The sequence below is a fragment of the Isoptericola hypogeus genome (assembly GCF_039531145.1).
GTDB lineage: Bacteria > Actinomycetota > Actinomycetes > Actinomycetales > Cellulomonadaceae > Isoptericola > Isoptericola hypogeus.
In genome coordinates, this window is sequence record NZ_BAAAPM010000002.1 from 299,802 (window position 1) to 322,664 (window position 22,863).

The following is a 22,863-nucleotide window of genomic DNA, read 5'->3' on the forward strand; positions in this document are numbered from 1 at the left end:
GCCGGGCGCGGCCGGTCAGGCGACGGCGCCGGACCGGACGTCGGTGACGAAGGAACGCACGGCGTCGAGCTCCTCGTCCGCGGTCATCAGGTAGCCGTCCGGACCGCCGTAGAGGGACGCGTGCTCGGTGCGCATGTCCCGCGTGTACATGCGGGACATCGGGTTCTCCGGGACGTCCTTCAGCTGGCCGCGGATGTCGCGGCCGAAGACCTCGCGGGCGATCGCCTCGCTCGTGAGCGCGGGCGTGGACACGTTGAGCGCCCCGAGCCCGTGGTCGAGGGCCACCTGCGCGTCGGCCCACAGCCGCCGCAGGTCGTAGTACTGGAACCGGCCCTCGGGTCGGATGTGCTCGACCCGGTAGTCGTTCATCAGGTCGTACACGATGCCCTTCTTGATGCCCCGGCCGTAGAGCTGGGGCAGCCGGAGGGGCAGCAGGTCGAACAGGTCGCCGAGCCGGCGCTCGAGGTGCAGCCGGTTGGCGCCGTAGGGCGTGAGCCCGTCCTCCGACAGCGGCGTGGACTCGTCCGGCGACGTGTCGCCGGGGTAGACGCACACCGTGGACACGAGGACCAGCTTGCCCGCGCGGACGGTCGACAGCCGGTCGACGTACGCGTCGATCTCGGCACGGTCGGCCGCCCCGTCGGAGTTGATCCGGTGCGAGTCGGCGCGCGCCGCGGCGCTCACCACCAGGTCGTACTCCTGGCCGGAGATCTGCTCGATGTTCGACGTGTTGTACAGGTCGTCGAACAGGTGCGAGGCCGCCAGGTTCGACCCGACGAATCCGGTGTGCCCGATCAGCGCAGTCCTCACGCCGCTCCTTCCGTGCGTCGCTCGCCCGGTGCGAGGTCCGGACCATCGTAGGGGACGTCGCGGCGGCGGCCGAAGCGCCGGCGGAGGGCGTCGTGGGCGCGCGCCGTCGGGCACCGGGAGGTGGCGCCAGGCGTCGGCGCCGGGCGTCGGCGCCGGGCGTCACCGCCGGGCGAGCGCGATCGCGCTGATCCGGACCTCCTTGCCGTCCAGGGTGCGCAGCCGCACCTCGCCGTCCACCCCCCGGGGAAGCGTGACCGCGAAGGTCTTCCTGGGCTGGAACGTCCGCGACGCCAGGTCGAACGACCCGACCGCACGGTCGTTGACCCGGACCTGCACCCGGCCGAAGCCGGGCCCGGTGGACGCGACGACCCGCACGGACCGGACCTCCTTCGCCCCGCTGAGCCGGATCGCGGCGTGCTTGCTCCTCGTCCAGTAGGCGACGCCGCCGTAGTACCGGTCGCTCGAGTGCTTCTTCCAGCTGTTGGAGCGCGCCCACTGGCTCGCGGGGACGGGCCTCGACGACCGGGAGATCCGCTCGATCGGCCCCCGCAGCTCGCTCCCGGAGATCGCCCGCACCGCCACCTGGCGGGTCCAGCCGATGCTCGTCGGGATCGTGATCGAGCGCCTCGTCGTCGAGGTGTGCACCCGCCAGTAGCGGCTGTCGGGCATGTCCTGCTTCCAGCCCGCGTACCGGGTGAGCACCTGGTACCGGCTCGCGCCGGTGACCTTGCTCCAGGTGTAGGTCACCGACTTCTTCCACTGCGCCGGGACCTGCCCCGCCGGGCTGGACCCGTTCGGTCGGCCGACCGCCGGCCGGACCGTGCCGTAATGGTCCTTGGCCCGCGCGACCTTCGCCTGGACCGCGTCGCGCAGCGCCGGCAGGTAGGCGGCGAGATGCCGACCGGGACACGTCGTGTGGTTCGTCGTGCGATGCATCGTGATCGTCGGGACGCGGACGTTCGTCCCCGGCCTCGCCCGCGTCGTCGACCCGGCGCTGTCACCGGTCGGGAGCGTGACGTGCCCCTGGGGCGCGAGGCCGTACTGGTACGCCTTCCACGCGATCACGCGCATGAGGCTGTGCTTCAGCGCCGACGTCGGGCGGGCGGACTCGAAGTCGCCCATCGCCGACACCCCGATGGTGCCGGTGTTGTACCCGCCGGCGTGCGCGCCGATCGGGTTGTCGTGCACCGCGCCCGAGCGCCCCTGGAAGACGCGTCCGAAGCGGTCGACGAGGAACTGGTAGCCGATGTCGGGCCAGCCGCGCGACTTCGTGTGGTACGCGTAGATGCCGCGCACGATCGCCGCCGACTGCGACCTGGAGTACGCGTTCGTGCCCGCCGTGTGGTGCACGTAGATCGCGTCGAGCTCCCCGGAGACCGTCGGCCACGAGCCGAGCAGGGACTCGTCGGCGCCCCACTCGGACCGGGTCACGATGCTCGGCCGGATCTCCCGGCCCGTCGCCGCGCTCGCGGACGAGGCGGGGGCGGGGTCGGCGCCCACCCGGGCGTCGGCGGCGGAGGTTCCCGGGTCCACGACGTCGACCTTCAGCCCCGAGGGTGGGGCGCCGTCGGCGGTGCGGACGCGTACCTGGACGCCGTCGGCACCGGTGGAGGTGACCGGCTCCGTGCCGGTCCGACCGTCCTCGGTGACCATGCCGTCGAGGCCGAGCGCGCGCCAGTCCCCCCACCCGCCCTCCTCGCGGAGCCGCACGGCGACCTCGGTGACCTCCGAACCCCTGTCGGCCGCCCACGTCACTCCCGCGACGAGGAAGTCCTGGGTCGCGGTCTGCGGGCTGAGCGCCGCGAGGCTGCCCGCGCCGTCGTCGTCCCCCGCGCCCGACCCGCGGCCCTGCACCGCGGCGTGCTCGGGACGCTCGGCGCCCTCCGCCGCCGCGAGCGCGCCGGACTGGGCCCTCGCGGCCCGGTCCACCCCCCGCACCGGCACCGACTCGACGTCGGGCGGCACCGCGTGCGCCTCCGCCACGGGCAGCGTCACCGTCGGCAGGATCACCCCGCCGAGCGCGAGCGCGACGACCACGATCCCGGCCCCACCGATCCGTCCCCAGCGACTCATGGTTACCGACCGTAGGGCGCCCCGGGGCCCCCGGCACCTCGGGAAGAGGCCGGAGCAACCATCATGCGGACGAGCCGCGGCCCGTGCCCTCGGCCCCGCCCGGCCCGAGATCACCCCCGCTACCCCATGGCGCTCGGCGGCCTCGGGGCGCACAGTGGTCGAAGGGGACGGTACGGGGAGGATCCACCATGCACGCGACCTGGGCCCGTCGGCTGCTGGCCGGCGCCACGAGCACGCTCCTCGTCGCGGCGGGGCTGACGGCCGGCGCCGGGGCGGCGCAGGGGTCCGCGCCGGACCGCTCTTCCACCGCCACGCCTTCCACCGCCACGGCCCTGGCCGCCGTCCCCGACTCCTTCCGGATCGCGGGCAGCGGGTTCGGGCACGGGGTCGGGATGCCGCAGTACGGCGCCTACGAGCTGTCCCGGCGCGGCGCGAACGGGAGCGACGTCCTGCGGTACTACTACACGGGCGCGCAGGTGCTCCGGATGACGACGCCCGCGACGGTCTCGGTGCAGCTCTACGGCCCGGACCCGTACGCGTTCGCCGGCTACGGCGACTCGAGCGACACGACCTACGTGCACGTGACCGGCGGTTCGTGGCGGCTGCGCACGGAGCAGGGCGACACGGTCGCGAGCGGTTCGGGCAACACGCGGTTCAAGGTGACGACGGCCGGCGAGACCGCCGACGGCCGCGTGCGGGTGCGCGTCGACGGCAAGCTCTTCGAGCGTGACCTGCTCCGGCTGCACTGGTCGGGCACCCGGTACTACGACGCGGGCGGACCCGACGCCCTGGTCGACATCGACGGCTCCCACGGGACGTACCGGCACGGGCGCCTCACCCTGACGGAGCGCGAGGACATCCCGAACGTCGTCAACGACCTGCTGCTCAACACCGAGTACCTGTACGGGCTGGCCGAGATGCCGTCGTCCTGGGGGTTGAACGGCGGCGCCGGGGCCCTTCGGGCGCAGGCGATGGCGGCGCGCTCGTACGCGCTGCTCAAGACGCAGGCGCGGAACCCCGCCTGCGACTGCCACCTCGTCGACGACGTGCGGGACCAGCACTTCACCGGCTGGGACAAGGAGAACGAGGGCACCGGCGGCCGCTACGGGGCGGTGTGGAAGGCGGCGGTGAACAGGACTGTCGACTCCTCCACCAGCGCCCTGGGCCTGGCCTACGACGGCGAGCCCGTCGCGGCGCACTACTACTCCTCGAGCGGCGGCCGCACCGCGGACTCCGAGGACGTGTGGGCGTCGGTCGTCCCGTACGAGCGGTCGGTCTCGGACCCCTACAGCAAGGTCGCGCCGGGCAACTCCTACGCCTCGTGGACCCGCACGATCACGCAGGCACAGGCCGCCGACCTCTTCGACCTGCCGGTCGTCGTGTCGATCGCGGTGACGTCCCGCTGGACGAGCGGCCAGGCGCGCACCCTGGTGGCGACGAACCGCCGCGGCACGACGTCGACGATCACCGGCAAGGCGGACCAGATCCGCGCGGTGCTCGGGGCCCGCACGACGGCCGGGTCGCTGCCGGCGTCGTGGATCACGTCGATCCGCCCGTCCTGACGCGCCTGCCGCACCTGCCGCCAGGCGCCGCCGCTCAGCGGGCGGCGGCGTCGAGCGCCAGCGCGTCCTCGAGGTAGGGCTGCAGCGAGCGGGCGTACGTGTCGGTGACGTGGTTGTCGTCCCGGTAGACCATGACGTTCCCGACGACCGCCGGGCAGCTCCGCGCGCCGCAGTAGCGGTCCTCGAGATCGACCACGTCGACGCCGCCCGCCAGGGCGGCCGCCTCGGCGAGCAGCCCGTGCCGGGCGAGCGCGTCCCGGCGCGGGACGGCGCACTCGGCGGGGTCGTCCGGGTGGTCGGCCACGCACTCGACGACGTCCTTGCGGGGGCGGGGCGCGTCCTCGACGGCGACGACGCGGACGCCCGCGCCGACGAGCGGGCGCCAGGCGTCGGCGAAGCCCTCGGCCGCTCCGTCGGGGTCCTCGAAGTGCGAGCCGGTGTAGTACGACGTCACGACGACGTCGGGCGCCTCGGCGAGCAGGGCGTCGAGCGTCGCGCGGTTGGCCGCCACGCAGCTGTCCCCGGACGGGATGTCGCGCGGCTCGAGCGAGAACGGGCAGGAGTTGTGCAGGTAGGTCACGACGCGCCAGCCTCGCTCCTTCGCGATGGCGGTGAGCGGGGTGCCGAGCATCCGCACGTGCGAGTCGCCCACCAGCGCCAGGGTCCGGTCGGCGTCCGGGTCCCCGAACTCGCAGGACGGCGTGCCAGGCACCTCGGGCCCGACGGAGCACCGCGTGAAGACCGGCGAGAGCTCGGTGCGCAGCGAGGCGAGGCTGGGCACGATCACGGGGTCCTCGGTGACGAAGGCGGGTGCCGTCCCGTCCCGCACGGCGTCCGCCCCGAAGCCCGACCCCGGCTCCACCTGCACGGCGGCCGCGGCGGCCCGCCACGCCCGGTCGTAGGCGTCGGACCGCAGCGCGGGCACCAGGGCGACGACGCCGGTGACGGCCATGGCCACCGCGGCGGCCGTCAGCACCTTCCACGGCGCCGCACGCGCCCAGCGCGCGGCGCGGAGGGGCTGCTCCACCCAGCGGTAGCTCGCGGCGGCGGCGAGGAGCATCATCGCGACGAGCCCGACCGCCTCGAGCGCCGACGGCGGGCGGCCCTTCCAGGCGAGGAAGCAGACCACCACCGGGAAGTGCCACAGGTACAGGGAGTAGGAGGAGTTGCCGAGCCACTGGACCCAGCGCCGGTCGACCAGCCAGGTGAGCGAGCCCGGCCCGGCGGTGCGCCCGGCCGCGATGACGGCGGCGGTGCCGAGGACCGGCGCGAGAGCCGCCGTGCCGGGGAAGGCGGTCTCGTCGGTGAGGAGCCAGGCGCTCCCCACGACGGCGGCCAGGCCGCCGAGCGCCAGCACGCTGCGCGCTCCCACGAAGCGGCTGCGGTCCCGGTGGACGACCGCGAGGACCCCGCCGAGGCCCAGCTCCCACAGCCGCGTCGTGGTCGTGAAGTAGGCGGCGGGGTCGCGCGCGCTGGCGAACGCGCTCCAGACGAACGACGCGAGCACGACCGCGCAGAACACGACCAGGACGAGGGTCACCGGGGTTCCGGCGCTCCTCGCGTGCACGGGGGCGCGCCACCGCACGCGCATCGCCCCGACGAGCAGCAGCGGCCACACCAGGTAGAACTGCTCCTCGACCGCGAGCGACCAGAAGTGCTGGAACGGCGTGGCCACGTTCTCCGCCGCCAGGTAGTCGACCGAGTCTGCGGCCAGCACCCAGTTCTGCACGTAGAACACGGACGCCACGCCCTGCCGGGTCAGCTCGCGCCACCCGGTCACGGGGACGAGGGCCGTGGCGGTGACCGCGGTGACGGCGATCACGAGCAGCGCCGCGGGAAGGATCCGCCGCGCCCGGTTCGCCCAGAACCGGGCCAGCGCCAGCCGGCCCGTCGAGCGGGCCTCGCGGAGCATGTGGCCCGTGATGAGGAACCCGGAGATCACGAAGAAGACGTCGACGCCGACGTACCCGCCCGGCAGCAGGTCGGGGCGCAGGTGGTAGGCCACGACCAGGCTGACGGCCAGCGCGCGCAGCGCCTGCACCTCGGGGAGGAAGGTCCGGCCGCCCCGCGCCTCGCGGGGCGCCGGGGCCGTCGGGGAGGTCGGGGTCGGGGTGGTCGTCGGCAGCGTGCCGATGGCGGTGCTCATCGCGGGTGCCCTGTCGTCACGGGAGGCGGGACGCCAGGCAGCGTAGCCACGCCAAGGCCCCGTTCCCGGGCCCGGGAACCGAATTCCGACTACTTCAGGTGAGATTGCACCGAGAGTTCATGCCGGGGCCACCGCGCGGGCGGCGGGCGTTCACCGGCCGGGCCGGCGCGGGCGGGGGAACGAGCAGGTCAGAGGGGGCGGGCGTCGTCGGCCAGCAGCACGGGCACGCCGTCGCGCACGGGGTAGGCCAGCGGCTTGTCGGGGTCGGTCGAGTGCAGCTCGGGCTCGCCGCGGGGCCCGACGCCGTCGACCAGCTCCGCTCCCGTGACCGGGCAGCGCAGGATGCCGCGCACCCAGGAGTCGATGCCGGGGGCCGGGACGTCGCCCGTGCCGTCGCCGTCGCTCATACCGTCTCCCCCCGCCGCACGAGCGACAGGACGTCGTCGCGCACCTTCACCATGATGTCCTCGTCGGCCGCCTCGACGTTGAGCCGCAGCAGCGGCTCCGTGTTCGACGCACGCAGGTTGAACCACCACTGCGGGTGCGCGTCGTCCCAGTGCGCGACCGTCAGGCCGTCGAGCTCGTCGACGACGGCGTCGGGGTACGCCGCGGCATATGCCTCGCGCACGCGGGCGGTCGCCGCCGCGGCGTCGGGGACGGTCGAGTTGAGCTCGCCCGACGCGACGTACGGCTCGTACATCTCCGCCAGCACGGACAGCGGGTGCGGCTGGCCGCCGAGCGCGGCCAGCACGTGCAGCGCGGCCAGCATCCCGGTGTCGGCGAAGAAGAAGTCGCGGAAGTAGTAGTGGGCGCTGTGCTCGCCGCCGAACACGGCGTCGTGCTGCGCCATCTGTGCCTTGATGAACGAGTGCCCCACGCGCGTGCGCACCGTCGTCGCACCGGCCGCCGTCAGCAGGTCCGGCACCGCGCGGGAGGTGATGAGGTTGTGGATCACCGTGGGCGCACGGCCCGCCTCGAGCTCCTTGGCCACCTCGCGCAGCCCGACGAGGGCCGTGACCGCCGACGGCGAGACCGGGTCGCCGTGCTCGTCGACGACGAAGCAGCGGTCGGCGTCGCCGTCGAACGCGAGCCCCAGGTCGGCGTCGTGCTCCACGACGGCGGCCCGCAGGTCCTCGAGGTTCTTCGGCTCCAGCGGGTTGGCCTCGTGGTTCGGGAACGTGCCGTCGAGCTCGAAGTACAGCGGCACGACGTCCAGCGGCAGGGCCGGCAGCCCGGCGCCCGTGCCCAGCACGGCGGGGACCGTGTGCCCTGCCATGCCGTTGCCGGCGTCGACGACCACCTTGAGCGGGCGGATGCCCGCCAGGTCGACGAGCCCCCGCAGGAACGCCGCGTACTCGGCGAGCATGTCCACATCGCTGGTTGAGCCCGTCGAAACCGTGGTCTCGTCAGGCTCGACCGGCGTGGTGGGCTCGACCGGCGTGGTGGGCTCGACCGGCGTGGTGGGCTCGACCGGCGGCCCGTCGAGGATGCGCTGGGCGAGGTCGCGCACCTCGGCCAGGCCGGTGTCCTGGCCGACCGGGCGGGCCCCGGCCCGGCAGAGCTTGATGCCGTTGTACGCGGCGGGGTTGTGCGAGGCGGTGAACATCGCCCCGGGAGCGTCGAGCACCCCCGACGCGTGGTACAGGCCGTCCGTCGAGCACAGGCCGATCTCCACGACGTCGACCCCCGCGGCCGTGACCCCGGCCGTGAACGCCTCGACGAGCTCCGGCCCGGAGTCGCGCATGTCGTGCCCGACCACCACGCGGCGCGCTCCCTCGGGCAGCGCGACGACCCGGGCGAACGCCGCCCCGATCGCCCGCGCGACGTCGCCCGAGAGCTGATCGGGCACGGTGCCGCGCACGTCGTAGGCCTTGATGATGGTCGTCAGGTCGATCGTCACGGCCCGAGCCTACGTGCCCGGGCGGCTCCCGGACGGGGGCGCGGCCGGATCACCCGGGCGATACGCCGGGCCGTCCGCCTCGGCGGCCCGCGCCCGTGAAAGGATCGTGGCGTGGCCGAGCTGTACGCGCTGGAGAACACGGTCCAGCACTACGACTGGGGTTCGACGACGCGGTTGCACGAGCTCCTCGGCACCCTCCCCGACGGCGTCCCCGCCGCGGAGCTGTGGCTGGGCGCCCACCCGAGCGCGCCCAGCAGGGTGGCCCGGACGTCGAACGGCGCGCCGCCCGGCACCACGACGACCTCGACCACTCTGCTCGAGCTGGTCCGCCGCGACCCCCACGCCATGCTGGGGCGCCGGGTCGCGGACGAGTACGGGCCTCGTCTGCCCTACCTGCTCAAGGTGCTCGCGGCGGACCGGGCCCTGTCGCTGCAGGTGCATCCGCGCCCGCACGCGGCCCGCGCCGGGTTCAACCGGGAGAACCGCCTCGGCCTGCCGCCCGGCGACCCGCGCCGCTCGTTCCACGACGACCAGCACAAGCCCGAGATGGTCGTCGCGCTCACCGAGTTCGACGGCCTGGCCGGGTTCCGCACCCCCCGCACGGTGCTCGACCTCCTCGACGGGCTGGACGGCGCGCTCGTCGGCGTCGTCCGGGACGCGCTGCGGGCCGACCGGTCCGCCCGGGGTGTGCGCGAGGCCTTCACCCGCCTCGTGGCCGCGCGGCACGACCCGGCGGGCCACGCCGCGATCGAGGCCGCCGTCGCCTCGGTGCGGTCGCGGCTCGAGGCCGGCTCGCCGTCGGCCCGGGCCGACGCCACCGTCGTGCGCCTCGCCCGAGAGCACCCCGGCGACCCCGGCGCGATCGCGTCCCTGATGCTCAACCGCGTCACGCTCGACCCTGGGCAGGCGCTGTTCCTGCCGGCGGGCGAGGTGCACGCCTACCTGTCGGGGCTGGGCGTCGAGGTCATGGCGTCGTCGGACAACGTGCTGCGGGCCGGCCTGACCACCAAGCGGGTCGACGAGGACGCACTCATCGAGTGCGCGTCGTTCGCGCCCCGGCCACCCGGGGTGCCCGACGTGCGGACCTCCGGCGGGCGCGGCCAGGTGAGCACCTACCGCGTCCCCGTGGGCGAGTTCGCCCTCACCACGGCCGACGTCGACCCGAGCGAGGACCTCGACCTACCGGCGTCGGGGCCGCGCACAGTGCTGTGCCTCGGCGGCGACGTCGCGCTCTCGGCGACGGGCCGCGACGAGCCCGCGCCCCTGGCGCGCGGCGCGTCGGTCTTCGTCCCGCACGACGCCGGAGCGCTGCGGGTCTCGGGCGCCGGGCACGTGGTGTGCGCCTGGGTGCCCTGACAGCCCGGCGGACGAGGCGGCGCCGTCCTGAGCTCGTCGAAGGGCCGAGGCCTCAGTCGCCCTCGGCCCGCAGCACGCGCAGGTGCCCGCGACGCGCGGTCTCCGTGACCGACGACGGCTCCCCGGCGGGCGCCTGCCGGGCCCGCCCCGCCTCCCGGACCGCCTCCGCGAGCGCGGACAGGTCGTCGGGCGTGGGGCCGGCCTCCTCGAACGCGGGCATGAGCCGGACGACCTCCCAGCCCCGCGGGGCGGTGAGGCGCTCGGCGTGGTCGGCGCACAGGTCGTAGCTGTGCGGCTCGGCGTGCTGCGCGAGCGGACCCAGCACGGCCGTGGAGTCCGCGTACACGTAGGTGAGGGTCGCGACCGCGGCATGCGTGCATGCCGTCCGCGAGCACTGCCTGACCGATCTCACGCAGGGAGGATACGCCGAGCGGGACCTCGCCCGCGGAGGCTCGCCGGGCCTAGTCTCGTGCAGTGGAGAAACACAGCGCACCCGCCGTCCGACGCCGTGACCGGCGCGGCCGCGGCATCCGCGGCCCCCTGCTGCCGCCCGGGGCGCCCGCGCACCGCACTCGCGCGCAGGTCTTCGACGACCTCGTGCTCGACGTCGTCGAGCTGCTCGAGCGGCGGTGGTCGGCCCAGCTGTCCGGCACCGAGTTCGCGGTCGAGGAGGTGCCGCCGTCCGACCCCGCGCCGTGGGAGTCCGACGGGGTGCCGCTCGGGCGGTGTTTCCCGGCCGAGTCCGGCCAGCCCGCACGCGTCGTGGTCTACCGGCGCCCGGTCGAGCTGCGCGCCGCCGACGACGCCGACCGCGCCGACCTGGTGCGCGACGTCGTCGTCGAGCAGGTGGCGCACCTGCTGGCCCGCGCCCCCGAGGAGATCGACCCGCAGTACGACGGCGGGTAGCACCCGCGCGCCGGTCAGCCGGCCGCGTCCACCGACCGCACGGCCACGTCCCCGGCCGCGGTGAGCGCCGGCGTCGGGGCGAGCACGGCGACGAGGGTGCCGGTCGTCGCCGTCCCGTCGTCTGCGGAGAGGACCGCCGACCAGACGACGCCGACCCCACCGGCGCCTTCCGTGGAGCCCTCCGTGTCGGCCCGGTCGACGCGCACGGCGACGGGCGCCGACCCGTCTCCCGTGAGCTCCGAGGCGGGGACGGTCACCGTGCTCCCGGCGGGCACCGTCAGGTCCGTGGCGCCCACCTCGGCGCCCGCGGCGTCGTAGGAGCGCACGGTCACGGCGGCCTCGCCGGCCGGGTCGACCTCGGGGTCCCGGGTGCCGGGCACGCCCGCGAGCGTCACCTGCGCCTGCACCTCCGGCGGCAGGGCGAGCGTCCCGAGCGGCGCGCCGGGGGCGCCGCCGGACCCCGCGGACTGGGCGCGGGACCACGCCACGTCGTACGGCGTGCCGCCCACCACCGAGTCGTCGGGCTGCCGGCCCGCGCGGTCGAAGCGCGCGCCGCCCACGACCGGGGCGTCGGCGTCGACCACCACGGTGTAGGCGCCCGCCGGCAGACCGCCCAGCGGCAGGTCCGTCACGACCCCCGCGTCGAGCTCGACCTCGTCCGCGCCGCGCAGCGCGACCTCGCCGGACGGCCCGTACACGCTGACCCGCGCCGTCGTCGTGCCGGACTCGTCGGTGCCGGGCGCGAGCAGCCGCAGCCGCGGCGCGTGCGGGTCGTCGAGCGTCTCGCCGTGGCTCACCACGCCGCCGACGGCGAGCGACGCGCGCGGCGACGCGCCCGCCGTCACGAGGTCGGTCCCCGCGGGCACCAGCCCGTCGATCGCCTGCCGCTGCAGCGACGCGGCGACCCGCGCGCCCGTGGAGCCGACGTGCACCACGAGCCGGTCCTGCTCCGGCGCGACCGACTCCAGGCGCGTGGCGACCTGCTCGTGCGCCGCCACGGTGAACGTCCCGCCGCCACCGAGGGCGACCGGGCCGCTCGGCCCGTACACGTCGAGCGTCACCGTCGCGGGCCGCTCGGTCGGGTTCTGCACCGTGAGCGTCGTCGTCGTGCCGACGGTGGTGCGCCCGCCGACGAGCCAGAGCGACGTGCCCGGCGACGCGCACGAGCCCGCGGCCAGCCCGCGCAGGTCGCCCTGCGTGGTGACGGAGGCGAGCGACCCGGCCGCGCGGAACTCTTCCTCGGGCACGGGGGTCGCGCGCAGCACGCGGACGCCGTCGACGGCGCCCTGCTGCGCGACGGCGCCCGGGTCGCCGGCCAGCGGAGCCGCGTCGCCCGCGCCGAGGTCCGTCGTCCGGGGAGCGAGGTCGCCCTCCGAACCGACGCCGTCCGAGCCGGTGCCGCCCGCCGCCCCGCCCAGCACGACGGCGCCGAGGCCGCTGCGGGTCGGCACGGGCGTGGCGGAGAACTGCGAGTCGCCGACGTCGGCCCCGTCCGGTAGCTTCACGGGCGCGGGGCACACGAGCGCCTCCTCGGCCGGCTGCACCGCCACCGAGCGGGTCCCCGCGGCGACCGCGCGCTCCTCGGCGCCCGTCCATGCCTGCGCCCACTGGTCGCCCAGCGTCGCGACGAGCCCGAGCGCGGCGACCGCCGCCACGCCCGTCACCCCCGCGACGACCCGTCGCGCCGTCGTCGGCAGCCTCCCCGCCGTCCGCTTCGTCGTGCTCGTCATCGCGTCACCGTCCCCGCCTGCGCCCGACCGGCAGCGCCAGCAGCGCGTACACCAGCAGCACTCCCCCGGCGAGCACGAGCCACGACGTGCGGTGGGGCGCCTCGTACGCCACCTCCACGCGGCCCGCGGCCGTTCCGACGTCGAAGGCCTGCAGGCCGCCCGCGTCGACCGCCGCGAGGCGACGCCCGTCGACCGTGGCCCGCCAGCCCGGGTCGGCCGACGCGGCGAGACGCACCGTGCGCGCGGTGTCGGAGCCCCGGAGCGCGCCGCCCGCGTGCATGCCGTCCGCGGGCAGCGTGCGCAGGGCGTCGGAGGGGGCGAAGGTCGCGCCCTCGGCGGCGCGCACCACGGTCGCCCAGCCGGGCGCCGGGCCGTCGGTCGTCACGCGCCACACGAGCACGCCCTCCTCCGTGACGCGGGCGAGGCCGGGGACCAGGTCGAGCGTCGTGACCAGGTCGGGGTCGCCCCCGGCGGGCACCTGCACCGCGCCGATGCCGAGCGACGCGAGCCGCGCGGCGACGTCCGGCGAGCGGCCGGTGACGACGTCGGCGACCACCGCGTCGAGCAGCGCCACGTCGTCCCGCTCGCCGCCGGACAGCAGGCCGGCCGCACGCGCCTGCACGACGCTCGACGCGTCCTGCAGACGCGACCCGTCGTCGTGCAGCAGCGTGTAGTCCACGACGCGGGGCCCGGCGGCGTCGCCACCCTCGGCCCCCGGCTCGGCCCCGGGGACGACCCGGTCCACCTGCAGCACGCCGGCGGCCCGCGGGGGCGCCTGCATCTGCTGCCCGACGGCGGGGACGACCGGTTCCTGCGCGGCCCGCAGGTCGCCCACCCCGCCGGCGACCTGGTCGCCGGTGGCATCGAGGGACCCGGTGGCGTCGAGGGACCACGACGCGAGCTGCGTCGCGGGCAGGGCGAGCGTCAGGACCCCGAGGACGGCGCGCGCCGCCGCCGGCGCCCGGCGCCGGCCGCCGTCGCGCAGCCCGTCCAGGGGCCGGGCCGGCAGCGCGCAGACCGCCGCGGCCCCGAGGCCCAGCAGCAGCACCGACAGACCGGCGCCCGGCCACCCGGTCACCGGCGCGCTCTCGCCGGACGTCGTCCCGCTCGCGACCGCCGTCGCCACCGCGACCAGCGCGGTCGCCAGGCCGGCGGCGGCGCCGAGCCAGGCCAGCCGCACCCCGCGCGCCGCGCGCCGGCGCACCAGCGCGACGGCCGCGAGCGCCAGCACGACGGCGCCAACGAGCGCGGGCCCGACGCGGCCGAGCACCCCGAGCGCCCCGTCCGCGTCGCCCAGCCCGAACCACGTGACCCCGCCCGGCAGGCCGAGCAGCAGCTCGAGCCCGCCGGGGACCACGTCGGCCACGACCGGGGCCCCCGGCTCGGCCACCAGGAGCCGCCAGCCGCCGTCGGACCACGAGCCCAGGACCTGCCCCCAGAACGGCAGCACGACCACCACCGACGGGACCAGCACGAGCAGCAGCGAGCGCCACGCCCGCCGGGCGAGCACCGCGGCCAGCGCGACGACCGGCACCGCGACGACGAGCAGCACGGGCGCGGCGCAGACGGCGAGGGCGAGCAGCAGGCCCGCGGCAGCGGCAGCCCCCAGGGAGCCGCGGCGACGTGCCAGGCGGGCCGGACGGGCCGCGGGTCCGCGCACCTCCGCCAGCTCGACGACGTCGCGCGCCTGCACGCCCACCGCCCGCACCGCGGCCAGCAGCACCCACGGGAGCACGAGGTGGGCGACGAGCGCCCCGAGACGGCCGGACGCCAGGGACGCCAGGAAGCCCGGCGCGGCGGCCCACGCGAGCGCGGCGACCGCCCGCACCCCCACCGCGCGGGTGAGGGCGCCGGCCGCGAACCACCCGGCCAGGGCGGCCAGCGGGAGCGCGGCCAGCACGAGCGCGTTCACCGCCGTCTGCGCCCCGCCGCCGACGAGCACCGTGAGCGCGGTCAGCGGCACCAGGAGCGGGTCGGCGGCGGCGCGGGTGCCCAGCCCGTCGCGCACCCAGCCGGACGTGGCGGCCTCCCAGACGTCGCCGAGCGTCCCGGGCGCGGGCAGCAGCGCGCCACCGACCACCCGGCCGCCGTCCGCGAGCACGCCCTGCCACGGCCCGAACAGCACGACGTCGAGCGCGACGACCGCGAGCAGCACGATCGCGAGGCCGGTGCGCCGGGCGCGGGCGAGGCGGCGCAGCTCGGTGCGCTCGAGCTCGCTCGGGGCCCACCGGTTGCGGTGCGCCTCGGCCCGCGCGAGGCGGGCGTCGCGCCGCTCGGCGGCGACCTGCCGCCACGTGCCCTGCAGCGGGACCAGCACGCGGCGCGGCAGCCGCCGGGTACGCGCCGCGCGGCGCCGCGCGCGGAACAACGGCACGAGCCGCAGCGCCGTCACCGCCGCCGCCACGAGCTCGTCCCGGGCGTGCGCGGGGCGCTTGAGCGCGAGGCGGTACATCGCCGCGAACGGCGCCCAGACGAGCATCGCCACCCACAGCGCGGGCACCGCGAGCAGCGGGGCCCACGCGAGCCGCAGGTAGAGCTGGCTGCGCCGGCGGGCGTATCGCGACGCCTCCGGGTCCGGACGCGACGGCGCCTCGGCGTCGCGCCGTCCCCGCAGCCCGAGGAGCGACGCCTGGGCGTGCCGCACCACGGCGCCGGGCACCACGACCACGCGGTGCCCCGCGAGCCGGGCGCGCCGGCACAGGTCGAGGCCGTCGCCGAACGGCCCCACCTCGGGGTCGGTGCCGCGCAGCTCGGCCCACACCGCGCCCCGCACGAGCGCGCCCGCGAGCCCGACGGCGAGCACGTCCTCGCGCCCGTCGTGCTGCCCCTGGTCGATCTCGGAGTCGTCGATGCCCGTCATCCGCCGGCCGAGCGGCGACACGGCGTGGCCGACCTCGACGAGGACGCCCGGCCCGTCGGCCGACGGGGCGCCGTCGTGCTCGAGGGGCCAGCGACGCTGCTTGCAGCCGGCGATCGCGACGGCGCTGGAGTGCTCGACGGCGCGCAGCAGGCGCGACAGCGTGCCCGGCTCCGGCGCTGAGTCGTCGTGCAGGATCCACAGCCACCCGGTCTCGGGGACGCCCACCGCGTCGGTGGCGCGGTCCACCGCCTCGCCGAGGCTGCGCACCCCGGGGGCGGGCACGAACCGGGCGCCGCCGAGACGCAGGTCCTCGTGCCGGGCGGTCGACTCCGCGGCGCCGACGTCGACCACGACGACCTCGTCCGGAGAACGGTCCTGTGCCGCGACGGCGGCGAGGGTCGCCGCGAGGAACGGGGTGCGGCCCCGCGTCACGACGACGCTGGTCACGGCCACGACGAGTGGGACCGTGCCGGTCTGGACACCCGCGTGTCCCGGCACGGTTCCCGGCAGCGTTCCCGGCACGGTCGAGCCGGTCGCACCCGGGGGCGCGACCTCGCCGCGCGGGCCGGGGCTGGTCGTGTGCGGAGCAGTCATCCTGCTCGCCATGATGCGGCGCCGGCGCGCGGCAGCGTGGGATATCCGGCCCGTGCGTGTCGGACCGGCCCAGCTCGGCTCAGGCGAGGCTCAGACGGCGCGCCGCTTGAGCTTGCGCCGCTCCCGCTCCGAGAGCCCGCCCCAGATACCGAAGCGCTCGTCGTTGGCCAGCGCGTAGTCGAGGCACTCGGCCCGCACCTCGCAGGAGGTGCAGACCTTCTTGGCCTCGCGCGTGGACCCGCCCTTCTCCGGGAAGAAGGCCTCCGGGTCGGTCTGGGCGCACAGGGCTCGTTCCTGCCACCCCAGGAGGGTTTCGTCGTCGGCGACCTCGCCGAACAGCGGCAGCACCGGTGCCACACGCTCCGACTCACGATCGACCTCAGACGGGAAGACCCCCCGGTCCCCATCAAGCAAGTTCCACATGGCGTGCCCCTCCATGCCGTTATTGGGGAAACTGCATACCTGGAATTACACGCGTGTCTTTCGAAGTCGTCAAGTCGAAATGTGCTAGTGAGCACGATCTCCACCGGCCATTCACACGAGCGCGGCACCCGCCCCTAGGCTGACCTGCGTGAGCACTGCGATCCCCGCCCGTGACCTGCCCGGCATGCTCGACGTCCTCGTCGCCGATCCGGGCCGCCCGCGACTCACCTGGTACGGCGACATGTCCGAACGGGTCGAGCTGTCGGGCGCTGTGCTCGTGAACTGGGTCAGCAAGACCGTCAACCTCCTCGTGGAGGAGATGGACGCCGCACCCGGCTCGGTGGTCGTCGTCGACCTGCCGGTGCACTGGCGCTCGGTGGTGTGGGCGCTGGCCGCCTGGCGGTGCGGAGCGACGGTCGTCGTGCCGGACGGCGGCCCCGCCGACGCGCCCGTCGGAACCCCCGACGTCGTCGTCACGACCCGCCCCCGCGCGTGGGCCGACGCCCACCGCGGCGGCGCCGACCTGGTCGCGGTGGCCCTGCCCGCCCTCGCACGCCGCTTCGACGGCGACCTGCCGCCCGGCGCGTTCGACGCGGCTGCCGCCGTCATGACCTACGGGGACGTCATCTCCTGGGCGCCCGACGCCGACCCGGAGCGCGTCGCGCTCGAGGCGCCCGGCGCGGCGGGAGTCGCCTTTGCCCACCTACTCGGCGTCGACGCCGACGCACCTGGTGCGGGCGGGGGCGAGCGCCTGCTCGTCGCGGGCGACCGGCCCGCCGGCGCCGTGCTGCGCCACCTCCTGGCGGCCTGGGCCGCGGACGGGTCCGTCGTGCTGGCCTCCGCCGACACCGCCGACGAGCTGCGCGCGGACCCGGCCCGGCTGGCCCGGCTGCGCGAGACCGAGCGGGTCACCGCCGGCTCGCTCTGAGCCACGGCGGGCCGGCGGGTCCAGGGCGCACACGAGCGGCGCGAGTACGCCACAATGGGCTGCCATGCGCGGAATCATCCTGGCCGGCGGGTCCGGCACGCGGTTGCACCCGATCACCCTGGGCGTGAGCAAGCAGCTCGTGCCGGTGTACGACAAGCCGATGATCTACTACCCGCTGTCGACGCTGATCCTGGCGGGCATCCGGGACATCCTCGTCATCACCACCCCGCACGACGCCGAGCAGTTCCGCCGCCTGCTGGGCGACGGGTCGCAGTTCGGGGTGTCGATCAGCTACACGGTGCAGGAGCAGCCCAACGGTCTCGCCCAGGCGTTCGTGCTCGGCGAGGAGTTCATCGGGTCCGACCCGGCCGCCCTCGTCCTCGGCGACAACATCTTCTACGGCCCCGGCCTGGGGAAGCAGCTGGGGCGGTTCCACGACATCTCGGGCGGCGCCGTCTTCGCCTACCGCGTCGCCGACCCCACCGCGTACGGCGTGGTGGAGTTCGACGACGCCGGCCGCGCGCTCTCCCTGGAGGAGAAGCCCGCGCAGCCCCGGTCGAGGTTCGCCGTGCCGGGCCTGTACTTCTACGACAACGACGTGGTCGAGATCGCGAAGGACCTCGAGCCGTCCGCGCGCGGCGAGTACGAGATCACCGACGTCAACCGTGAGTACCTGCGGCGCGGCACCCTGCAGGTCGAGGTGCTGCCCCGCGGCACCGCGTGGCTCGACACCGGCACGTTCGACTCCCTGCTCGAGGCGAGCGACTACGTGCGCACGATCGAGAGCCGGCAGGGCCTGAAGATCGGCTCGCCCGAGGAGGTGGCCTGGCGGCGCGGGTTCCTCAGCGACGACGAGCTCCGCGTCCGCGCCGAGAAGCTCACCAAGTCCGGCTACGGCGCCTACCTGCTGGGCCTGCTCGACGGCTGAGCATCCGTCGGTCGAGCCTGTCGAGACCTGGTTTCGACAGGCTCAACCGGCGGGCCGGCTCAACCAGCGGGGGCGGTGCCCCATGCCACGAGCCCCGTGCCGGTGCGCGGGAAGCCGCGCTGCGCGAGCCGGAACGGCCACGTGCCCGCGCGCACGAGGCGGCCCTGGGTCGCCGTCGTCGGCTGGAAGAGCCGCCCGCTGCGCGCCGTGCGCTCGGCGACGCTGCCCTCCTCGCGCAGGCCCGGACGCCGGCGCGCCAGCCGGTTGCGCACGGCCTCCAGCGCGTAGCCGAGCGGCATCCCGTACAGCCGCAGGCCGACACCCGTGAGCCCGGCGGAGGCCAGCAGGTCGCGCAGGACGGGCGGGTCGTAGCGGCGGAAGTGCCCCACCGCGGAGTCCATCGGCCCGAAGCGGGACTGCCAGGCCGGCGTGGAGACGAGGAGCGTCCCGCCCGGGGCCAGGCGGCCGGCCCACTCGGCCAGCGCGGCGCCGTCGTCCTCGATGTGCTCGATCACCTCGAACGCGCAGACCAGGTCGAAGCGCTCGTCGTCCTCGAGCGCGTCCAGCGAGCCGTGCAGCACGACGCCGCCCGTCCCGGCGTCGGTGACACGGTCGCGCGCGACGGTCGCGGAGGCCTCGTCGAGCTCCACCCCGGTGTACGACGCCGCCCGCTGCGCGAGCCGGACGGCGACCGCGCCCTGCCCGCAACCGACCTCGAGCACGCGGTCGAGGCGCGCCGGCAGCAGGGGCGCGACGACGTCCCAGCGCAGGTTCCCGTACAGGGTGAGCGGGGGCGGGGCGGCAAGGCTCGGCACGGAGGCTCCTTCGGGTCGGCGGGCTGCCGATCGGCGGGCGGTCCCGTCGTCGGCGACGGCGCTAGCCTGCCAGCACCTCGCCCGCGGCGGCGTCCCAGCGCTCGGCCCAGTCGCCGATCTCCTCGACGCCGGCCGCCCGCAGGGCGTCGTGCCCGAGCACGGAGTACGCGGGCCGGGGCGCGGGGCGCACGAACGCGTCGCTCGTCGTGGGCGCCACGCGGGCCTTCGCCCCCAGCCCCTCGACGATGCGGCGGGTGAACCCGAACCAGGACGTCTGCCCAGACGACGTGCCGTGGTAGGTGCCGGCCGGCGCCTGCGCCTCGACCAGCCGCACGATCAGGTCGGCGAGGTCGCGCGTCCACGTCGGCTGGCCGACCTGGTCGTCGACGACGGTCAGCTCGTCGCGCTCGGCGGCCAGGCGCGCCATCGTCCTCGGGAAGCAGCCGCCGTGCGCCCCGTACAGCCAGGCGGTGCGCACGATCAGGTGGTCGGGCGCCTCGGCGCGCACGGCCCACTCCCCCGCCGCCTTCGTCCGCCCGTAGGCCGACACGGGCCCGAGCGGTGCCCCCTCCGTGTACGGCGAGGTCGCGCCGCCGTCGAAGACGTAGTCGGTCGACACCTGCACGAGCCGTGCGCCCGCGGCCGATGCCGCGCGGGCGAGCAGGCCCGCTCCCGTGGCGTTGACGGCGAACGCCTGCGCCTCGTGCGACTCCGCGTCGTCCACCGCGGTCCAGGCTGCGCAGTTCACCACCACGTCGAAGTCGCGCACGACGGCGGCCGTGGCCACCGGGTCCGTGACGTCGAGGTCCGCACGCCGGGCGGCGACGACGCGCGCCCCGCGCTGGGCGAGCACGTCGAGCAGGTCGTGGGCGAGCATGCCGCCGGCCCCGACGACGAGCCAGCGCAGGTCGCCGGCGTGGACGCGGGAAGGGGGCGCCGAGGCCGGGGTCCGGGCGGGGGCCGAGGTGGGTCCGGGGGTGGTCACCGTAGGATCCTAGGGCCCACCGTGGCAGCCCTGCCCGGGCGGTCGCGCCCCGTCGTCATCCGTCGTCATCCAGGAGGAACGAGCGTGCAGTACCGCGAGCTGGCCGTGCCCGGCGCCTACGAGATCACCCCGAAGCAGTTCGGCGACCCCCGCGGCGTCTTCCTCGAGTGGTTCAAGGCAGGCGCGTTCGCCGAGGCCGTCGGCCACCCGCTCGACCTGCAGCAGGCGAACTGCTCCGTCTCCGCCGCCGGCGTGCTGCGCGGCATCCACTTCGCCGACGTCCCGCCCGGCCAGGCCAAGTACGTCACCTGCGCCAAGGGCGCGGTCCTGGACGTCGTCGTCGACATCCGCGTCGGCTCCCCCACGTTCGGCACGTGGGACTCCGTCCTGCTCGACGACGTCGACCGCCGCGCCATCTACCTCGGCGAGGGCCTCGGGCACGCGTTCATGTCCCTGGAGGACGACTCCACCGTCCTGTACCTGTGCTCCACCGGTTACAACCCCGGCGGCGAGCACGGCATCCACCCCCTCGACCCCACCGTCGGCATCGACTGGCCCACCACCGCCCGCGACGGGTCGCCCCTGACCCCGCTGCTGTCCGACAAGGACACCGCCGCGCCGTCGCTGGCCGAGGCCGAGCAGCAGGGCCTGCTGCCCACCTACGACGCCGTCGAGGCGTACCTGCGCACGCTGGCCTGAGCGGCGCTCAGGTCCGACGGACGACGGCGGCCGGGCTCCCGGCCGCCACGACCTGCTCGGGTACCAGCGGCCACTCGTCATCGCCACGGTCATGACGGCATCTGTCGGACGGGCCGGTCACCGAGGACGGCGTGCCCGGCCGCCGGGACAGGCCAGGTCCCTGCATCCTGTTCCGATCGCCGACCGGAGCGGCATCATCGTCCACATCTGCCCTGACCTCTGGTGTTCAGGCACGTCAAACGGTAAAATCGCACACATGTTCGACGGCGCGCATCGGTGGGGTCAGAGAGACTTCGCTGGCGCGCGCGAGTCTGTTCCGAAGCCCGTATCGACGGCCGGATCGGCGGACGACGGGGTGTCTGGCGCGCAGCTCGGTGCGCCGCTGGCGCTCGAGCCCGGGATGCTGTCCCCGGTGTCGGAGGCGCAGATCGAGGACCGGGTAGCGGCGCCGGTGGGCGCGTCGGTGCACTACGTCGCGGCGGCGATCGGCGACGTGGTCCGGTTGCAGGCGTTGATCGACGCGCTGGAGGGGCGCAAGCTGCTCGCGATCGAACGGGCGCGCCGGGCGGCGGCCGAGTGCGAGGACCGGCTGCTGGACGAGGCGGACCTGCAGGTCGGGCGGGCGTCTACCGTGCGCCGCCGCGAGCTGGCCGAGCGAGCATTCACCGCGGACCTGGCGACGGCGTTGCGGGTGGGCGAGCCACGGGCGGGACATCTCGTCGACACCGCGCGCGTCCTGGCCCGCTCGGGGGCGGCGACGCTGGTCGGGTTGTGCGCGGGCCGGTTCTCCCTGGCGCACGCGATCGTGCTGGGCGACGTGCTGGACGAGCTCCCCGACCCCGACGCTTCAGACCACCCGGACCTCGTGGATGGTGTAGACCCGGCGGCGGTGCGCGCGGCGGTGCAGACCGCGGCGCTGCCCGCGGCCCCCACGACGACGTTGGCGCAGTTCCGCACGTGCGCGCGGCGGGCGCGGGACCGCGCCCACCCGGTGCCGCTGGTCGTGCGGCACGAGCGGGCGGCCGACAAGCGTGCGGTGCACGTGGACCCCGCCGCGGACGGCATGGCGTGGCTGACCGCCTACCTGCCCGCCGCGCAGGCGCACGCCGCCTACGACCGGTTGACCAAGACCGCCCGCACCGCGCGCGACACCGGGGACCCGAGGACCTTGACCCAGCTGCGAGCGGACACGCTCAGCGCGCTTCTGCTCGCCGGTCGGGACGATCAGCCCGACCCATCACCGTCCGAGGCCCAACCAGCCGACCCGCCACCGACCGACGCCCCGCCCGCCGACCGTGTCCACCCGCCCAACGCGCGCGAACCTGGCCCCGGCCTGCCCGGCAACGAGCCCGGCAGGAGCGAGCCCGGCAGGAGGGCGCCCGGTGGTCGTGGTACGCCCGGCACGGGCGGTGTCGTCGCATCGGCCGGGGGTGAGGGCTCGTCGGCGGGGCGCTTGGCCGGCGGCCGTGTGCCGGACCTGGCGCAGCTCGCCCGCCGGATCACTCCGCGGGTGCAGGTCACCGTCCCGGTGCTGAGCCTGCTCGATCACAGCGACCATCCGGCGGAGCTCGCCGGGCACGGCCCGATCGACCCGGTCACGGCGACCCTGCTGACCGCGAACGCGCCGTCGCTACGGCGGCTGCTGGTCGATCCGGACACCGGGCAGGTGCTGTCCACGGACCCGGGCACGTACTCCGTCCCGGCCGCGCTGCGCGCCTTCTTGGAGGCGCGCGACGGGCGATGCCGGTTCCCCGGCTGCACCCGCCCCGTGGCCCGCTGCGACGTGGACCACACCACCGCCTGGGCCGACGGCGGCCGCACGACGGCGACGAACCTGGCTCATCTGTGCCGCCGTCATCACGTGGCCAAGCACCAGACCGGCTGGGACGTGACCGCCCAGCCCGACGGCACCCTGACCTGGACCTCCCCCACCGGCCGGGTCCACCACGACCCCGTCGCCGAGCCCGTCGACCTCACCGGCCCGGAGCTCGACGACGTCGCCCGCTGGGCGCGGGACGACGGCGCGGACGTCGGAGATACCCTCCGTGGCGACCGCCCGTCGGACCGCGGATCGACATCGTCTCAGCCGGGCGACCCCGGGCCGCCACCGTTCTGATGCGCGGGCGGGGCGGGCGGCAGCTCTGCCTC

General features: G+C 75.9%; 18 protein-coding genes. 7 read left to right on the forward strand and 11 right to left on the reverse strand.

The features are described 5' to 3' along the window. Positions 1-15: 15 nt before the first annotated feature. Positions 16-810 carry an NAD-dependent epimerase/dehydratase family protein gene (locus tag ABD254_RS01740; protein ID WP_344245018.1) on the reverse strand — a complete coding sequence of 265 codons (795 nt, stop codon included), beginning with the start codon at positions 808-810 and terminating at the stop codon, positions 16-18. A 159-nt stretch (positions 811-969) separates the two neighbouring features. Then, positions 970-2,883 (reverse strand): peptidoglycan recognition protein family protein, encoded by a 1,914-nt coding sequence (locus ABD254_RS01745; protein WP_344245020.1) that lies wholly within the window; start codon positions 2,881-2,883, stop codon positions 970-972. 188 nt (positions 2,884-3,071) lie between these two features. Between ABD254_RS01745 and ABD254_RS01750 the strand changes: the two genes are divergently transcribed. Next, the gene (locus ABD254_RS01750; RefSeq protein ID WP_344245022.1) at positions 3,072-4,445 is read left to right on the forward strand and encodes a SpoIID/LytB domain-containing protein; all 1,374 of its coding nucleotides are present in this window, start codon (positions 3,072-3,074) and stop codon (positions 4,443-4,445) included. A gap of 34 nt (positions 4,446-4,479) precedes the next feature. Here ABD254_RS01750 and ABD254_RS01755 read toward each other — a convergent pair whose 3' ends face one another. The 3 genes from ABD254_RS01755 to ABD254_RS01765 form a co-directional block, all read right to left on the reverse strand. Further along, positions 4,480-6,591 (reverse strand): acyltransferase family protein, encoded by a 2,112-nt coding sequence (locus ABD254_RS01755; protein ID WP_344245024.1) that lies wholly within the window; start codon positions 6,589-6,591, stop codon positions 4,480-4,482. A 188-nt stretch (positions 6,592-6,779) separates the two neighbouring features. Further along, entirely contained in the window at positions 6,780-6,998 is a 219-nt protein-coding gene (locus tag ABD254_RS01760; RefSeq protein WP_344245026.1) for a Trm112 family protein, read from the reverse strand. Further along, complete coding sequence (locus ABD254_RS01765; RefSeq protein WP_344245028.1) at positions 6,995-8,491, reverse strand: phosphomannomutase/phosphoglucomutase; 1,497 nt, start codon at positions 8,489-8,491, stop codon at positions 6,995-6,997. The genes ABD254_RS01760 and ABD254_RS01765 overlap by 4 nt, the downstream gene beginning before the upstream one ends. A gap of 111 nt (positions 8,492-8,602) precedes the next feature. Between ABD254_RS01765 and manA the strand changes: the two genes are divergently transcribed. Further along, positions 8,603-9,847 (forward strand): mannose-6-phosphate isomerase, class I, encoded by a 1,245-nt coding sequence (gene manA / locus ABD254_RS01770; RefSeq protein ID WP_344245030.1) that lies wholly within the window; start codon positions 8,603-8,605, stop codon positions 9,845-9,847. A gap of 52 nt (positions 9,848-9,899) precedes the next feature. Here the strand turns inward: manA and ABD254_RS01775 are convergent, their stop codons facing one another. After that, positions 9,900-10,259, reverse strand: coding sequence for a DUF3499 domain-containing protein (locus ABD254_RS01775; RefSeq protein WP_344245032.1), 360 nt, complete (start codon positions 10,257-10,259; stop codon positions 9,900-9,902). 62 nt (positions 10,260-10,321) lie between these two features. On the opposite strand from ABD254_RS01775, the gene ABD254_RS01780 reads away from it, so the two are divergent. Continuing rightward, positions 10,322-10,753, forward strand: coding sequence for a metallopeptidase family protein (locus tag ABD254_RS01780; RefSeq protein ID WP_344245034.1), 432 nt, complete (start codon positions 10,322-10,324; stop codon positions 10,751-10,753). 14 nt (positions 10,754-10,767) lie between these two features. Here the strand turns inward: ABD254_RS01780 and ABD254_RS01785 are convergent, their stop codons facing one another. The 3 genes from ABD254_RS01785 to ABD254_RS01795 all read right to left on the reverse strand — a co-directional run bounded on the left by ABD254_RS01785 (position 10,768) and on the right by ABD254_RS01795 (position 16,360). Beyond that, positions 10,768-12,483 (reverse strand): DUF5719 family protein, encoded by a 1,716-nt coding sequence (locus tag ABD254_RS01785; RefSeq protein WP_344245036.1) that lies wholly within the window; start codon positions 12,481-12,483, stop codon positions 10,768-10,770. A gap of 4 nt (positions 12,484-12,487) precedes the next feature. Further along, on the reverse strand, positions 12,488-15,937 hold the full coding sequence (locus tag ABD254_RS01790; protein WP_344245038.1) for a glycosyltransferase: 3,450 nt from the start codon (positions 15,935-15,937) through the stop codon (positions 12,488-12,490). A 90-nt stretch (positions 15,938-16,027) separates the two neighbouring features. Then, positions 16,028-16,360, reverse strand: coding sequence for a WhiB family transcriptional regulator (locus tag ABD254_RS01795; protein WP_344245248.1), 333 nt, complete (start codon positions 16,358-16,360; stop codon positions 16,028-16,030). 148 nt (positions 16,361-16,508) lie between these two features. Between ABD254_RS01795 and ABD254_RS01800 the strand changes: the two genes are divergently transcribed. Both ABD254_RS01800 and rfbA read left to right on the forward strand, forming a co-directional pair. After that, positions 16,509-17,288 carry a TIGR03089 family protein gene (locus ABD254_RS01800; protein ID WP_344245040.1) on the forward strand — a complete coding sequence of 260 codons (780 nt, stop codon included), beginning with the start codon at positions 16,509-16,511 and terminating at the stop codon, positions 17,286-17,288. A 64-nt stretch (positions 17,289-17,352) separates the two neighbouring features. After that, positions 17,353-18,216: a glucose-1-phosphate thymidylyltransferase RfbA gene (gene rfbA / locus ABD254_RS01805; protein ID WP_344245042.1), complete on the forward strand. Its 864-nt coding sequence runs from the start codon at positions 17,353-17,355 to the stop codon at positions 18,214-18,216. A 59-nt stretch (positions 18,217-18,275) separates the two neighbouring features. Here rfbA and ABD254_RS01810 read toward each other — a convergent pair whose 3' ends face one another. Both ABD254_RS01810 and rfbD read right to left on the reverse strand, forming a co-directional pair. Then, positions 18,276-19,031, reverse strand: a complete 756-nt coding sequence (locus tag ABD254_RS01810) for a class I SAM-dependent methyltransferase (protein WP_344245044.1) — start codon at positions 19,029-19,031, stop codon at positions 18,276-18,278. A 61-nt stretch (positions 19,032-19,092) separates the two neighbouring features. Continuing rightward, complete coding sequence (rfbD, locus tag ABD254_RS01815; RefSeq protein ID WP_344245250.1) at positions 19,093-19,938, reverse strand: dTDP-4-dehydrorhamnose reductase; 846 nt, start codon at positions 19,936-19,938, stop codon at positions 19,093-19,095. Positions 19,939-20,100: 162 nt separating this feature from the next. Here rfbD and ABD254_RS01820 point away from each other — a divergent pair, with 162 nt between their 5' ends. Continuing rightward, positions 20,101-20,715 (forward strand): dTDP-4-dehydrorhamnose 3,5-epimerase family protein, encoded by a 615-nt coding sequence (locus ABD254_RS01820; protein WP_344245046.1) that lies wholly within the window; start codon positions 20,101-20,103, stop codon positions 20,713-20,715. 355 nt (positions 20,716-21,070) lie between these two features. Beyond that, complete coding sequence (locus ABD254_RS01825; protein ID WP_344245048.1) at positions 21,071-22,831, forward strand: HNH endonuclease signature motif containing protein; 1,761 nt, start codon at positions 21,071-21,073, stop codon at positions 22,829-22,831. Positions 22,832-22,863: the final 32 nt, after the last annotated feature.